The organism is Arthrobacter sp. C152, assembly GCF_054890965.1.
In genome coordinates, this window is the sequence record NZ_JBTZSU010000010.1 from 26553 (window position 1) to 40465 (window position 13913).

At 62.8% G+C, this 13913-nt stretch carries 10 protein-coding genes; 2 read left to right on the top strand and 8 right to left on the bottom strand.

Translation table 11 applies throughout. From position 1 onward, the window contains the following. Positions 1-12: 12 nt before the first annotated feature. The 8 genes from ACYSM9_RS09515 to ACYSM9_RS09550 form a co-directional block, all read right to left on the bottom strand. Complete coding sequence (locus tag ACYSM9_RS09515; protein WP_461856731.1) at positions 13-237, bottom strand: hypothetical protein; 225 nt, start codon at positions 235-237, stop codon at positions 13-15. 73 nt (positions 238-310) lie between these two features. Further along, positions 311-2764 (bottom strand): beta-glucosidase family protein, encoded by a 2454-nt coding sequence (locus ACYSM9_RS09520; RefSeq protein WP_461856732.1) that lies wholly within the window; start codon positions 2762-2764, stop codon positions 311-313. Between the two features lie 11 nt (positions 2765-2775). After that, the gene (locus tag ACYSM9_RS09525) at positions 2776-4494 is read right to left on the bottom strand and encodes a sulfatase family protein (RefSeq protein ID WP_461856733.1); all 1719 of its coding nucleotides are present in this window, start codon (positions 4492-4494) and stop codon (positions 2776-2778) included. Next, positions 4491-5867: a sulfatase family protein gene (locus tag ACYSM9_RS09530; protein WP_461856734.1), complete on the bottom strand. Its 1377-nt coding sequence runs from the start codon at positions 5865-5867 to the stop codon at positions 4491-4493. Before ACYSM9_RS09530 ends, ACYSM9_RS09525 begins: the two co-directional genes overlap by 4 nt. Positions 5868-6202: 335 nt before the next feature. Beyond that, complete coding sequence (locus tag ACYSM9_RS09535) at positions 6203-7039, bottom strand: ATP-binding cassette domain-containing protein (protein WP_461856735.1); 837 nt, start codon at positions 7037-7039, stop codon at positions 6203-6205. Beyond that, a complete protein-coding gene (locus ACYSM9_RS09540) occupies positions 7036-8874 on the bottom strand; it encodes a dipeptide/oligopeptide/nickel ABC transporter permease/ATP-binding protein (RefSeq protein ID WP_461856736.1) in 1839 nt (612 codons plus the stop codon). The genes ACYSM9_RS09535 and ACYSM9_RS09540 overlap by 4 nt, the downstream gene beginning before the upstream one ends. Further along, positions 8871-9812, bottom strand: coding sequence for an ABC transporter permease (locus ACYSM9_RS09545; protein WP_461856737.1), 942 nt, complete (start codon positions 9810-9812; stop codon positions 8871-8873). Before ACYSM9_RS09545 ends, ACYSM9_RS09540 begins: the two co-directional genes overlap by 4 nt. Positions 9813-9872: 60 nt before the next feature. Continuing rightward, complete coding sequence (locus ACYSM9_RS09550) at positions 9873-11405, bottom strand: ABC transporter substrate-binding protein (protein ID WP_461856738.1); 1533 nt, start codon at positions 11403-11405, stop codon at positions 9873-9875. Between the two features lie 271 nt (positions 11406-11676). Between ACYSM9_RS09550 and ACYSM9_RS09555 the strand changes: the two genes are divergently transcribed. Both ACYSM9_RS09555 and ACYSM9_RS09560 read left to right on the top strand, forming a co-directional pair. After that, positions 11677-13242 (top strand): sulfatase family protein, encoded by a 1566-nt coding sequence (locus ACYSM9_RS09555; protein WP_461856739.1) that lies wholly within the window; start codon positions 11677-11679, stop codon positions 13240-13242. 8 nt (positions 13243-13250) lie between these two features. Next, positions 13251-13910, top strand: coding sequence for a helix-turn-helix transcriptional regulator (locus ACYSM9_RS09560; RefSeq protein ID WP_461856740.1), 660 nt, complete (start codon positions 13251-13253; stop codon positions 13908-13910). Positions 13911-13913 lie beyond the last annotated feature (3 nt).

A 13913-nucleotide genomic window follows, 5' to 3' on the forward strand; every position in this document is an offset into this window, starting at 1 on the left:
GCGGGACTTTGCTTATCCATGCTGTTGCCGGACCAGGCCGTAGGGGACGGCGGGGTGGGCCCTGACGATGTATCTCCCCACGCCGGTTCGGGTGACCATGATTCCCATGTGGTGCTGTGTCGCGGCTCTGGTGATCACCGCAATGGCTTCCTCCAACGCCCGGTCCAGTTCCTCGGCTTCGGAGACGTTGACCTCCAGCATGCCGGTCAGCCGCTCTCCCCCACCGCTGGCGTGCATGCCCGAAGGTTGCTTCGATGGGTATCCCTCCATAGCGTGGCTCACTGTGATTCTTTGGTCCTTCCCGTCGGGTTCAGGTGAGCCGGACGCGCTTGCTGATCGGAAGGTCGGCGACAGAGGTGCCGATTCGCAGGGTGTACTCTCCGGGTTCGTAGGTCCATCCGTTATCCCAGTACGCCAGCAGGCGGGTCGGGACGTTAATGGTTGCCGCAACTGTTTCTCCGGATTCGGCCCACACTGGGGTGGACGCTACGAGCCATCGGATGGGGCGGTCAACGGCTGAGTCGTGCTTTTCGGCGTAGATCTGGATGACGTTTTTGCCGGCCCGGTTCCCTGTGTTGGTCAGCGCGACGGTCAGCGGCAGGTCGACCCCTGGTGCAGCCTGTTCAGGGGCGTCCGCTGTATCCAGGTTCCAGTTGGTGTATCCGAGGCCGTACCCGAATTCGTAGGCGGGAGTCATGCCGGCCTTGAGCCAGGCACGGTACCCGACGTGGATGCCTTCGTCGTAGGTCAGGGTGCCATCTGCATCCGGGGTCACGTTGATAACGGGCACGTCGTCCTGGGTGGCAGGCCAGGTGGTGGGAAGCCTTCCGCCGGGTTCGCTGACACCGGTGAGGATATCCGTCAAGGCGTGGCCGAATTCCTGTCCGCCGAAGTAGCCAATCAGGGTGGCGGCGACTTTGTCGCGCCACGGCAGCAGGACCGGGGAGCCGGAATTGACGATGACCACTGTCCGGGGATTTGCCGCTGTGACGGCTTGTACGAGGCGGTCCTGCAGACCTGGCAGCTCCAGCGAGGAGCGGTCGTAGCCTTCGGATTCGACCCGGGAGTTGGTGCCGACGACGACGACGGCGACGTCGGCTGAGCGGGCGGCTTCCACGGCCTCGGCAATGAGGGCCTCGGGATCGGATGTGTCTGGTTCGATTCCGACGGTGATGCCGAGGGCGTTGGCAAGGGCTCCGGTGCGGTCCGCGGTATCGAGCTCAACCTTCACTTCAACTGGTACACCGGCAGTTACCTTGACGGGGGTGGAGATCGATGGCGGTGCGAGGAAGGCGGCCGCGAGATCTGTTCCTTCAGCCTCAGTAGTTCCCTCGTACTGAAGGGCTCCGTCGATGAAGACCCTTCCTTGGCCTACTGTCGCGTACCCGATATTGAGTGTGCCGTCTTCGTCCGGGGTGTAGATCGTGTGGATCTGGACCAAGGCGGAGGCCTGGATCGGGGCGTCTCCGCCGAACCAGACCAACGCAGTGGAGCGCCGGTCCTCGGCGAACAGCTCCGCACCGCCGTCATCCAGGAATGTCACGCGCGCACCCGGTGCACCGGTCAGAGGATTAGTGATTCGTTCCAGCGGCAGTTCGGCGATGCCTTCCTGGACAACGGCGCCCACACTGTAGCTGACCTTGTCCGTTCCGAAGGCCTCCCGGATCCCGTCAAATGGGGTGACGACCTCTTCCGGAAGGACTGTTGCCGACCCGCCGCCCTGGGTGCGGGCGAAGCGGGCGTTGTGCCCGATGACCGCGACCTTGGCGACAGAGGCAGGATGCAGCGGCAGCACGCCGTCGTTCTTCACCATCACAGTTCCTGCCGCGGAAGCTTCCCTGGCAAAGGCTATGGGATCTTCCCGGTCTACGGGCTCAGCGGCCACCGGTTCGAACCCTTCGAGGGCGCCGACCCGTGCGGCGAGCTGCAGGATACGGAACACTTTTCGATCAACCGCGGCTTCCTGGACTTGTCCTGTTTGGACGGCCGAGACCAACTCGTCGCCCCAGGCTCCGTCCGGGCCGGGCATGGCGAGGTCCTGGGAGGCGTTGGCGCTGTTGATGCTGCGTACGGCCGTCCAGTCGCTGATGACGACACCGTCGAATCCCCACTCACTGTTCAACGGTGTTTCCAGGAGCTGGTTTTCGGTGGCGGTGGTGCCGTTGATGGAGTTGTAGGCGCTCATGACGAGCCACGCCTTGGAGTCGACAATGGCCTTTTCGAATGCGAGGAGATACAGCTCGCGCAGGGGACGCTCGTCGACTTTAACGTCGACGGTAAACCGGTCAGTTTCGGAATCGTTGGCGACATAGTGCTTGGGGGTTGCTCCCACCCCGTTGCGCTGGGCGCCGGCGACATAGGCGGCGGCGAGTTCGGCCGTCAGCACCGGGTCTTCACTGAAGGCCTCGAAGTGCCGGCCACCCAAGGGTGAGCGGTGAAGGTTGATGGTGGGGCCCAAAACGACATCCACACCCTTCCGGCGGGCCTCGACGGCGGAAGCGGCACCCAGCCTGTCGGCAATGGCAGGATCCCAGGACGAGCTGATTGCCGTCGCGGACGGGAAGTTCATGGATGGTTGGCGCTCATCCCACAGCTCGCCGCGGACACCGCTCGGGCCATCCGACACCAGAATGGGCCGCAGCCCGATCTTTTCCATCGGCCACGTCGTCCAGAAATCGCGGCCTGTCAGCAGCTGAACCTTTTCTTCCAGCGTGAGCTCCTGAACCAGCGCGTCAATCCGCTGGTCGACGGTAAGGGTGTGCATCGTTCCTTCTTTCACTGCAGGTTGTTGTTCACGGTAGGAATCGGCGACTCGTCCTGGAGTCTGTGTCCCTGTACGTCTTTGACGGGCTCTTGTCCTGGTGTCGCCAGGAGGCTTTCGTCACTCGCGGAATAGCCAAGCCGCCATGCCTTGAACCGCAGGACGCCGGCCTCCTTGGCCGGGACGGGGCCGGTGTAAAGATTCCACGTCCGGCCGTCTTCCTCGGGGCTCCCGGTTACCCGGTCCATGAGTTTCCGGGGTTCTTTGGCATGCCGCGGCAACGCAGTCCATCCGATGGAGGCACCCGGCGTCGAACAGACGGCCACCACGCCCTCCTCAGTCATCGACAACGACGGTGCTGCGGTAACTGGAGCCTCGCCGCCGGGCCGCCAGGCTTCCATCAGCTGGCGTTCGGGCGTCATTCCCAGGTCTCCGATGTCGTTCTGCCACGTATTGAGTGCTTCCCTTAACCGGGCCAGGGCCTGCATGTACCCAGGCTCCCCGATGAGGTTGCAGGTCTCGTGGGGGTCCAGGTCCAGGTCGTAGAGTTCCTCATTGGGCTTGGATGCCGCCACGAGGCTCCGTTGAAGGTCACTGAGGATGCTGGGCACCTCGCCGCATGCCAGCTGCCTGGCTTCCTCCCCTCTCAATCGCCGAAGCTCTGCCCACGTCGCGGTGTGATCGGGGTAGTCGATGTGAGGCATGGGTGAGCGGTCCGGATGGAAGTTCCGGACGTAGCGGTACCGTTCGTCACGGACGGTCCGGGAGGTATCTTCCGATTCGTCCATGCGGTCCCGACCGGCGTAGACGTACAGGTTCGGGCGGTCATTGAAGGTGCCGTCCCGCCCCAGGAGTGACCTGCCGTGCATGTGGGCAGGAACGCCCAGCCCGCTGGCTTCGAGCATGGTGGGAGCCAGATCCATCGTGTGAACGAGGTCAGCCCGGACTGAGCCAGGGTAAATGACACCTGGCCAACGCATGATCAGGGGTACGCGCAAACCGGCTTCGGTTGCCCAGCGCTTAGCCCGGGGCATTCCCCTGCCATGGTCGCTCCAGAAGACCACGATGGTGTTCTCGACGAGCCCGTCTTCCTCCAGCTGGTCGAGAATGCCGCCGACCCAGTGATCCATCTCGGTGATGAGATCCGCGTAACGTGCCCACGCCCTCCGGAAGACTTCCGTGTCCGGGTAGTAGGGCGGGAGCGGCGCGGCCGACAGGTCGTGCCGCTCCTGTGACGCGACATGCGAGGTTGCCAGCTGGAAGGACTCCTCATCAAGGTAGATCTGGGACTCGTGAGTGGTCATTCCATGGAAGGCTGCGAAGAAGGGCGTGTCCTTATCCGGCCTGTTGCGCCAATGCGCCGTTGGGCTGCAGTCATCAAAAACGGTGGGAGGGACGTCCACTTGGAAATCAGTGAAGTAGTTGTTGGTGCAGTAGTAGCCCGCTTCCCGGAAATATTGGGGCAACAGCTTCACTTCAGACGGTGGGACGGCCTTGGTACGCATGTGCATCGTGCCGATGGCATTGGGGAAACAGCCTGTCATAATCGCTGACCGCGCAGGTGCGCAGACCGGTGCGGCGGCGAACGCCCGGTCGAACCGGGCCCCCTCTGCCGCCAGACGGTCCAGGTTCGGTGTGTGCGCGTAGTCGGCACCGGGCCATTCTCCGGAGTAGCAGCCAAGGTCCGGGTTGATGTCATGCGTGGAAATCCACATCACATTGGGCATGCTCATGGGGCGCCCGCTGCAGCATGTTCAACCGGCAGGCCGACTCCCGATTGGAATTCCGCGGCCATTGGATCGCCGGTGGTGGCCATCCAGTGCGCGAGGCTGTTCCTCGTCCGCGTGAGCACCGGTTCAAGGTCCGGGTCGCCAGCGAGGTTGGTGAGGCAGTTCGGGTCGGCTGAGAGGTCATACAGTTCTTCCCGGGCCCGGGTGAGGTAGAAGTCGGCGCGCTGGCGGATGGCCTCGTCGTCTTCTGCCGCTTCAAGCATCGCCGGCCACGACAGTCCCCACATGTTCTCAGCGCGGTACTGCGTGTTCCCGTCCGCCCATCCGTTCCAGATGTACCCGTACTGTGAGTCCTGGACGCAGCGCATCTCAAAACGCTGTTTGGCTGACGTTTCGTGGAAGACGGTGAACACCCGGTCGCGGCCCTGTTCCCTCCCGCCTTTGAGGAGCGGGATGAGAGAGATGCCGTCGAGCCCTTCGGGTGCCCGGACACCGGCGACGCCACAAAAAGTGGGAAAGAGGTCCAGCATGTTGACGAAGGCGTCGTCGTTGCTGCTTCCCGGTCTGGTCACCCCAGGCCAACGGACAATGAGAGGGGTCAGGGTGCTGCGGAGGTAGCAGTTGGCTTTGGCAAACGGGAACGCCATGCCGTTGTCGGACAAGAAAATAACAAGGGTGTCGTCCGCTTCCCCGGTTCGCTGGAGTGCGTCGAGCACGGCTCCGACGACGTCATCGCACCGACGTGCCGAGCTCAGGTATTCGGCGTATTCTTCCCGCACCCCGGGGATGTCTGGAAGGAAGCCGGGGACATCCACTTCGCCGGCAGTAAAGACCTTGGACGGTTCGGGGTATTCGCTGCGTTCCTCGTCTGTCCAGAATTCGCGCTCCGCGGCGCTGCCGTGGAACGGGCGGTGGGGGTCGTGGGCGTTGGCCATCAGGAACCAGGGGTGGCCGTCCCGGGATGCATGGGTGATGAACTCCTCGGTGCGGGTGCCGTAGGCTTCGGGGTTCCGCCCGAGGCCCAGCTGGCGCATATCGGCCGCCATGTCCCAGCCGAATCGCTCCACGGGCTGGATGTGTCCGACCTTGCCGAGAATCCCCACCCTGTATCCGGCATGCTTCAGCTGGTCGTTGATCACGCCGATGCCGTCGTTGATGGGTTCGAAGCCTTCAGCGCCGCTGCGGTGGGGCCACAGCCCCGTCATGAGGGCGGAGCGGCTTGGCTGGCAGACTGCTGCCGGGACGTGGGCCCGGCCAAACACCATACCTTCTCCGGCCAGCCGGTCGAGGTTGGGGGTTGCGTCATCCGGGCCTCCGAAAGCGCCGGGAGTGTTGCCGTCCATGTCGTCGGCCGTGATCAGAAGTATGTTTGTCACTTGTGTTGCCTTTGCTTCGTTCTGAGGTATGTGCTGTCAATCGGCGCCGTAGGTGTCGGCAATGTAAACGTCACAGGGAGCCGCACGGGCGACGCTGTGGGTAGTGCTGCCTAATAACCCTCCGGACGCCTTGCATCCTGCGGTTCCCCACGATGATGAACGCAGTGTCCACGTGGGCAGCTTCCGTAACCAGCGCGTCAGCGGCCCTGCCCCTGGTGGCGCCGTATGTGACGGCTGGGCGCCCCCTCGAGAATTCGCACCGAGCCTGGCGACGTTCCCAGCGTTGTCCGCCTCAGAAACCGACGACGACTGTTCCGCTCATCTGGGTGCGTCTCCTACGCGTTCTGGGTAGCAAGCAGCTGGCGGCGTTCTTCCCGGCGGAGTGCCTGCGCCTTTGGGTTTGCTACCGGTGCGGCGAAGAACAGCCGTTGCGTGTAGGGGTGCTGGGGCCGGCTGGTGACTTGGTCCCCGTCGCCGAATTCGACAATTTCGCCCCGGTACATCACCGCGACACGGTGGCTGATGTGCCGGACGACCTCGAGGTCGTGGGAGACGAAGAGGTAGGCGACCTGGGTTTGTTCCTGGATGTCCTTGAACAGTTCCAGGACGCGGGCCTGGGTCGAGAGGTCAAGGGCGGAGACTGGCTCGTCGCAGACGATCAGTGCCGGTTTGAGTGCCAGGGCGCGGGCTATGGCGATGCGCTGGCGTTGTCCTCCGGAAAATTCGCGGGGAAGACGGCCGCCGGCGTCGGCCGGCAGACGGACCATGTCGAAGAGGTCCTTGATGCGCTTGGATGATTCGGCACGGGGGACTTTGCGGACGTCGAGGGGTTCGGACAGGATCTGTTCCACCGTCAAGGAGGGGTTCAGGGACGTGTAGGGGTCCTGGAAGACGACCTGGATGTCGCTGGCCAGCCGACGGCGGTCGGCGCGGTTGGCGTGGGAGATGTCTTCTCCGCGGAACATGACCTTTCCTGCGGTCACCGGAGCCAGGCCAAGGACTGCCCTGCCCAGGGTGGTCTTGCCGGAGCCGGATTCACCGACCAGGCCTACGCACTCGCCTTTTTGGACATCGACGGAGACGCTGTGCAGTGCCCGGAAGGGTTTGCCGCGGAAGCCGTGGCCGGGATATTCGACGGTGACGTTCTGGATGTCCAGCAGTGGTTCGTTCATCGGATTGCTCCGTTCGGGGTTGGGGCGGTGGTGCTTCCCGTGGGAACGAGGGGACCGCGCGGTTCGGCGTCGCTGAGGATGGCGCCGAGGAGTTCCTGGGTGTAGGGGTGGCGCGGGGATTCGAAGATGGGCTCGGTGGAGCCGGTTTCGACGATCCGTCCCAGGCGCATGACGGAGACGCGATCGCAAAGGTCGGCGACGACCCCAAAGTTGTGCGTTACCAGCACGACTGCCATGTGGAACTCGGACTGGAGATCGCGGAGCAGGTCCAGAACTTCGGCCTGGACGGTGACGTCCAGGGCGGTCGTGGGTTCGTCGGCAATCAGGAGGTCCGGGTTACAAGAGATGGCCCCGGCGATCAGAACGCGCTGGGCCATGCCGCCGGAGACCTGGTGGGGGTAGGCGGCAAAGGTGCGTTCAGGGTTCGGGATGCCCACGCGTGCCAGCAGGCCCAGCGCACGCTCCTGGGCTTCTTTGGCTGTGATACCCAGCTGGATGCGCATGGGCTCAACGAGTTGACTGCCGATGGTGAACGACGGGTCCAGGTTGGACATGGGTTCCTGGGGGATGTAAGCGATGTTCCGCCCGCGCATCCTTTCCATATCCCGTGCGGACGCCTTGGTGAGGTCTTTGCCTTGGAAATGGATGGAGCCGCCCACGATCTTGCCGCCTTCGGGAAGAAGCCGGAGGACTGACCATGCGGTCTGCGTCTTGCCTGAACCTGATTCCCCAACGAGGCCGTGTACCTCTCCCCTGCGGACTGTCAGCGAAACATCATGGACGACCTTTTTGATGCCTCCATCGGGAGCAGGGTAACCCACTGAGAGGTTGGCGACCTCGAGAACGACGTCCCCCTCGGGGGCTGACTCTTCTGGATGCCGGATGATGTTCTCGGCAGCCTTCATCTCGGCCGGGGCCGCTGCGGCCTTCTTCTTGCGGCCTTGTTTGCGGGGGGCGTTGGCGCGTTCGAGCTCGTCGCGCAGGCTGTTGGCCAGCAGGGTCAGCGAGATCAGCGTCAGGCCGATGGCCGCGGCCGGCCACAGGATCAGCATTGGGGAGGTGTAAAGGTTGGTGAAGCCGTCGCTGAGCATCGAACCCCAAGTAGGGACATTGATGTCACCAAGGCCGAGGAATTCCAGCCCCGACTGGACCGCCAGGGCGATGCCTCCCACGATGGCGGACTGGATCACGATCGGGGCGCGGACAACCGACAGGATGTGGATGGCGATGATGCGGGCGTCACTAAGCCCTGACACGCGGGCCGCGTCGACGTAAAGTTCGTTCCGGACCGCCGTGACCGAGGCATAGACCAGCCGGAAGAACGCCGGGGAGAGCATGACGCCGAAGATCAGCATCGAGAGCCATAGCGAGGGGCCGACGACGGCCCGTGCTGCCAGGAGGACGATGATGGTCGGCAGGGCCATCATCAGCGAGATCACCCAGGTCCAGAGGGTGTCGATCCACTTGCCGAAGTAGCCGGCCAGCAGGCCGCCGCTGACGCCGATGACCATTGCGGTCAGCAGTGCGACCAGGGCACCGGCGAGGCTGAACTGGGCGCCGAAAATCAAGCGGGACAGGACATCGCGGCCTGCTCCGTCGGAGCCGAGCGGATTTTCCGCGCCAGGAGGGGCAAGGACGTTCTGGATGACGGCGTTGTTGGGATCGTGGGGGGCCAGGAAGTGGGCGAATACCGCAGTGAGCACAGCAAGGGCGAGGAAGGCCATCGATGCGACGGCGAGGGGGTTGCGCAGTACGCGGCGGAACAGCGAGACCCTGGTGCCATCGCGGGGTGCGACGACGATCTCGGGGTCAGTGGTATGTGCAGGAGTTGTCATGACAGACGCACTTTCGGGTTGAGCCAGCCCTGGGCCAGATCGACCAGGAGGTTGAAGACGATAACGATGACACCCGTTGAGACAAGCAAGCCCATGACCAGCGGGATATCGCCCTGGGTTGTGGCCTGGACGGCTACCTGTCCCAAGCCGGGGATCGCGAAGACCTGTTCCACGATGACCGCGCCGCCGAGGAGCCCCACGAAGATGACGGCCAGGACTGCCAGGGCAGGGCCTGCTGCGTTGCGCAGGACGTGTTTGAGGATGACCGTCCGCTCGGGGATTCCGCGGCTGCGCAGGGTGCGGACGTAGTCGTTGCGAAGGGCGTCGATGACGGCGCCTCGGATCTGTTGAGTGACGTTGGCGATGCCGCCCAGCGCCAGGGCAATCACCGGCAGGGTCACGGTCTTGAGCCATCCGGTGGGTGACTCAGTGAAGGGGACGTACCCTGTGGGGTCGAACCAGCCCAGGGTCAGCGCAAAGAACAGGACGAGGCCGACGGCGAAGAGGAACCCGGGAATGGCGTGGCCGAGGACGGCGAGCAGCTGGGCAAGCTTGTCGACCCATCCCCGCTTGGTCGCTGCGAGTACGCCAAGGACCACGGAGACGATTGCGACGACAAGGACGGTGCCGATGACAAGGGACAGGGTGACGGACAGTCGGGAGATGATGGCGGCAGACACCGTCTGGCCGCTGAACCATGAAGAGCCGAAGTCTCCGGAAAGGGCGTGGGCTACCCAGTCGCCGTATTGCACCAGGACGGGACGGTCAAGACCGAGTTCCTGTGCCTTCTGGGCGACAGTTTGGGCGTCCGCGGACTCGCCGAGAATCTTCCTGGCGATGTCACCGCCGCCCAGATAAAGCAGCGTGAACCCGACGGTCGTAATGGCGGCGAGCATGACGATGCCGGTGAGCAGCCTTTTCACGATGAATGAAATCATGATGGTGATCTTTCAGTGGGTAGGGCTGCCGGGGGCTTGAGGTGGCCCCCGGCAGTGGTCCTATGCCTTGGGCGTGATGTTCCAGAGGTTGGGCCAGGCGTTGCCCTGGTTCAGCTCGACCTTCGTCTTTGCATTGGTGACGAAGAAGTTCGTGGGCGTGTACCACGGGGCGAACCAGGCCTGGTCAACGACGTACTTGTTGAGTTCCTTCAGGGCGGAGTCACGGTCTGCGCCCTCCGCGGTGCGGATTTTGGATATCAGCGCATCGACCGTGGAATCCTGGTATTTGAAGGTGTTCCAGGTTGCTGTGGGGGCCAGAAGGTTGCTGATGAGCTGCCATTCGTTCGCGTCGCGCTGCAGGGTGAAGTATGACACCCCGTACTTCTTGGCCTGAAGGTCAGCGATGATGTTCTGTCCGACGTCGGTGTAGGAGACCTTAATACCCACGTCGCCCAGCTGCTGCTGCAGCAGCGGCCACATCTGCTTCGGGAATCCCGGGGAGGTGGGGATCGTCAGGTCAAAGCCGTTGGGGTAGCCCGCCTTGGCGAGCAAGTCCTTGGCCTTGGCCGGATCGAACTTGTAGGTGTCGTTCAAGGACTTGTCGTAGGCCGGTGAGTCTTCACGGAAGACCTGGCCGGTCACTTCGCCGAAGCCCAGGCCTACGGCTTTGAGGAAGGCGTCCCGGTCGACGGCATAGTTAATGGCTTGCCGTACTTCGACCTTGCCCAGCGCCGGGTTGCTTTGCCCGGCACGGTCAAACAGCATCAGGCCGGCGAAATTCAAATTGCTGCCGTTGTCGGTGAAGCCGGCGGCCTTTACTTGGGGAATGATGCTGACATCGTTGATGGCAGAGGCATCCAGTTGTTTGCCGCGCAGGGCGTTGAGCAGTGAGGTCGCGTCGTTGTAGACGTTGATGGTCAGAGTGTCGTACTTGACTGCGTCCGCGTTCCAATACTTGGTGTTCTTGTCGAACTTGTACGACGTCCCTACAACACTGGAACCGGTATTAAGGATGTAGGGTCCGGAACCGACCGGGTTGGTCTGCACATCCGGCTTGTCAAAGGCTGCGGGGCTTTCCTGCATGCCGGCAGCTTGGGCGAGGTAGATCAGGAACGCAGGATTCGCCTGCTTGAGCTTGATTTCGAGAGTGTTTTTGTCCTTGGCAGTGGCGTCTGCCAGATCCACGATCTTGCTCTTCTGGGGTGACGTTCCGTCCCGGAAGCGAAGAAGATTCTTAGCTGCGACATCGGCGGTGAACTCAGTGCCGTCGGTGAAGGTAACGCCGTCACGCAGTTTCATCGTAAGGACGGTCTTGTCTGCGTTGTAGTTCCATTCCGTGGCCAGGTTGGCTTCGACATCCTTGCCGTTGGGTGAGGGCTTGAAGAGGCTGTCGTACACGGCCTGGAAGTACACCGACTGGTTGCCCCAGTTGATGTTCCGCGCTTCGAACGTTGCCGGGGGGATGATGTTGCCAACAACAAGGCTGGGGGATGATTTCGCCGCGCCGGTGGTCCCGCTGCTACCGCCGCATCCGGCCAGGGCCAGGCCGGCGGCGATTGTGGCTGCAACGGCGGCCTTCTTAAAACGCATCATTACGTCCTTTCAGCTGTGGAGGCACCCAGCTGTTTCTCGCCGCAGTACCTTCCGCTCAGCATTGAGCAGTTACTCGAGAATGGCACAGTGTGAACCAGAACACAAGGCATCAACTAGTTAACTTGTTAAATAGCAAAACCCAGAGAACTCCTATAAATGCCTGTTCAGACATTTCCACTAGTGCTATAACTGATGACATCAGCGGACCGCAGCACGACGGGCGGCCACCGCACGCAGCCTTCAGCGGCAACCAGCAGACAGGAATGGATCGATGAAGATCATCTACGTGGACGTGGACTCGCTCCGCCCCGACCACACCGGCGCCTATGGCTATGCCAGGAACATCACCCCCAATCTGGACGAGATGGTCAAGAGCAGCGTGGTCTTTGACCGGTACTACTGTTCAGACTCCCCGTGCCTGCCCTCCAGGACAGCGCTGACCAGCGGCCAGCATGGGATCACCAATGGTGTCATCGGGCACTTCGGCGACGATGCACGATTCCGGCTTGATGCTGGCCACGCCCCGCATCCTCAGCGGCCGCTTCTGGGCCAGGCGCTGAACATGGCCGGCTACACGTGCGCGGCGGTCTCATCGTTCGCTGAACGGCACCGGGCGTACTACTTCATGGGCAACTTCCGGGAAAACGTCCAGGTTACCCCCGACATGGGCGACGAACCGGCAGACATGATCACCGATGCCGCCCTGGAGTGGATCGGAAAGCACCGGGACGTTGAGGACTGGTACCTGCACGTCACTTACTGGGACCCGCACACCGACTACCTGCAGGACGAGTCGTGGACACGGAAGGCCGCTGCTTCCGGCCCCGCCCCCGCCTGGCCCGACCAGGAGGCCATCGATGGCCACGCCGAGATATACGGCGCACGGAGCGCCCTTGACCTCCACTACTCCGGGGGACCGAAGAAATCACGCGTCCCCCACAACATGCCGGACGAGATCCGCAGCCGGGCGGACTTCGAACACCTGATCAACGGCTACGACGGGGCCATACACTTCTGGGATTCAGAGTTCGGCAGGCTTCGCCGGACCATCGAGGAGATGGGACTCGCCGACGACGTCGCCATCATCGTCTCCTCAGATCACGGCGAATCCTTTGGCGAACTCGGCCTCTACGCCGAACACGGCCTGGCGTCCGAAGCTGTACATCGCCTCCCCATGATCATCCACTGGCCCGGCATCACCGACCAACCGGGAGTAGCTGGCCGCCGCAACGACGCACTGCTTTACAACATTGACTACGCCCCGACCCTGGTTGACCTGTTGGGACTCCAGCAGCCGGAAAAGTGGCAGGGCGTGTCCTACGCTCCTGCCGTACGGGGAGAAGGCATCGAGTCGCGTCCATACCTAGTCTGGGGACACGGCGCCCACACCTACCAGCGGGCAGTCCGGACCCGCGACCACCTCTACATCCGCACGTACCACCCAGGATGCTTCCGAGCCGAGCTCGAGTCCCTCTTCAATGTCACCGAGGACCCCCACCTCACGAGAAACCTGATGGAGGCCGACCCGGCCCTCGCCACCCAGATGAGGTCAAACCTATTGGAATGGCTGGGATTCTACGCCGGAACGCCGGGGGCACTGCCGGACCCGATGCAGGGAGCCCTTCAAGTGGGCCCTACGCTCTACAATCAGCCCAAGGACTATATGCAGCATCTCCGTGACACCGGTCGGGGCCACCTCGCGAAGCACCTTGAGGAGCGTTTGAACCCCGGCAACTCAGCGACACACGTCTCCTGGCATGCGCAGGTGCCGATCAGCGAGGAAGATCGAGAGGCAATGCGGAAGCGATTTGCTGCGACGGTCATGGCGGAGGAGTAGGAGAAGTGGTGACTGTACCAGTCGAAAAGGCATCGATGGCCAAGCGTTCCCGTCCCGAAACTGGGGGATCCCTGGGCCGGCTCGAGGTGATCCTTCTGAGCCTGCTCAGTACCAAGGCCCGTACTGGATACGACGTGCGCAAATGGCTTGACCGCCACGGTCCCTACGTCGGCTACAGCGCGCAGACCTCCCAGATCTACCGCCAACTCGGCAAACTCGTAGATCGCGAATGGGCCATCCCGGTCCCCGACCCCCGGGACTCCGGACCGGACGCAAAGCTGTACGAGATTACTGACGAAGGCCGCCGGAAACTGCAGGAATGGATTGACTCTCCGTACGAGCCCCCCATGCGGCCGCTGGACGCCGATTTCCAGGTGCGGCTCAAGTTCGCGGGAACACAGAGCCCGGAAAAGGCTCTGGAACTTATCCGCACCGAGTTGCGCTTTCGCCGTGAACACCGCCAAAACCACCTCATTGTCATCGCCCTCGCAGAAGAAGACTTCGCCCCCGAGGAGGACGACGACGAACGATACTGGCGTGAGGAACTCGTCAGGCTGCAGAGCGAGAGGGGCCTCTACATGGTAAACAGTCTGATGGCGTGGCTTGAAGCAACGGAAGTCCGTCTGGAGGCCCTGATACGGCAACGGGACCTGAAGAGGAATAAGTGATAC

Coding starts and splice junctions, on each gene's coding strand:
- ACYSM9_RS09515 (WP_461856731.1), bottom strand. CDS start 237: ATGCACGCCAGCGGTGGGGGAGAGCGGCTGACCGGCATGCTGGAGGTC.
- ACYSM9_RS09520 (WP_461856732.1), bottom strand. CDS start 2,764: ATGCACACCCTTACCGTCGACCAGCGGATTGACGCGCTGGTTCAGGAG.
- ACYSM9_RS09525 (WP_461856733.1), bottom strand. CDS start 4,494: ATGAGCATGCCCAATGTGATGTGGATTTCCACGCATGACATCAACCCG.
- ACYSM9_RS09535 (WP_461856735.1), bottom strand. CDS start 7,039: ATGAACGAACCACTGCTGGACATCCAGAACGTCACCGTCGAATATCCC.
- ACYSM9_RS09540 (WP_461856736.1), bottom strand. CDS start 8,874: ATGACAACTCCTGCACATACCACTGACCCCGAGATCGTCGTCGCACCC.
- ACYSM9_RS09545 (WP_461856737.1), bottom strand. CDS start 9,812: ATGATTTCATTCATCGTGAAAAGGCTGCTCACCGGCATCGTCATGCTC.
- ACYSM9_RS09550 (WP_461856738.1), bottom strand. CDS start 11,405: ATGATGCGTTTTAAGAAGGCCGCCGTTGCAGCCACAATCGCCGCCGGC.
- ACYSM9_RS09555 (WP_461856739.1), top strand. CDS start 11,677: ATGAAGATCATCTACGTGGACGTGGACTCGCTCCGCCCCGACCACACC.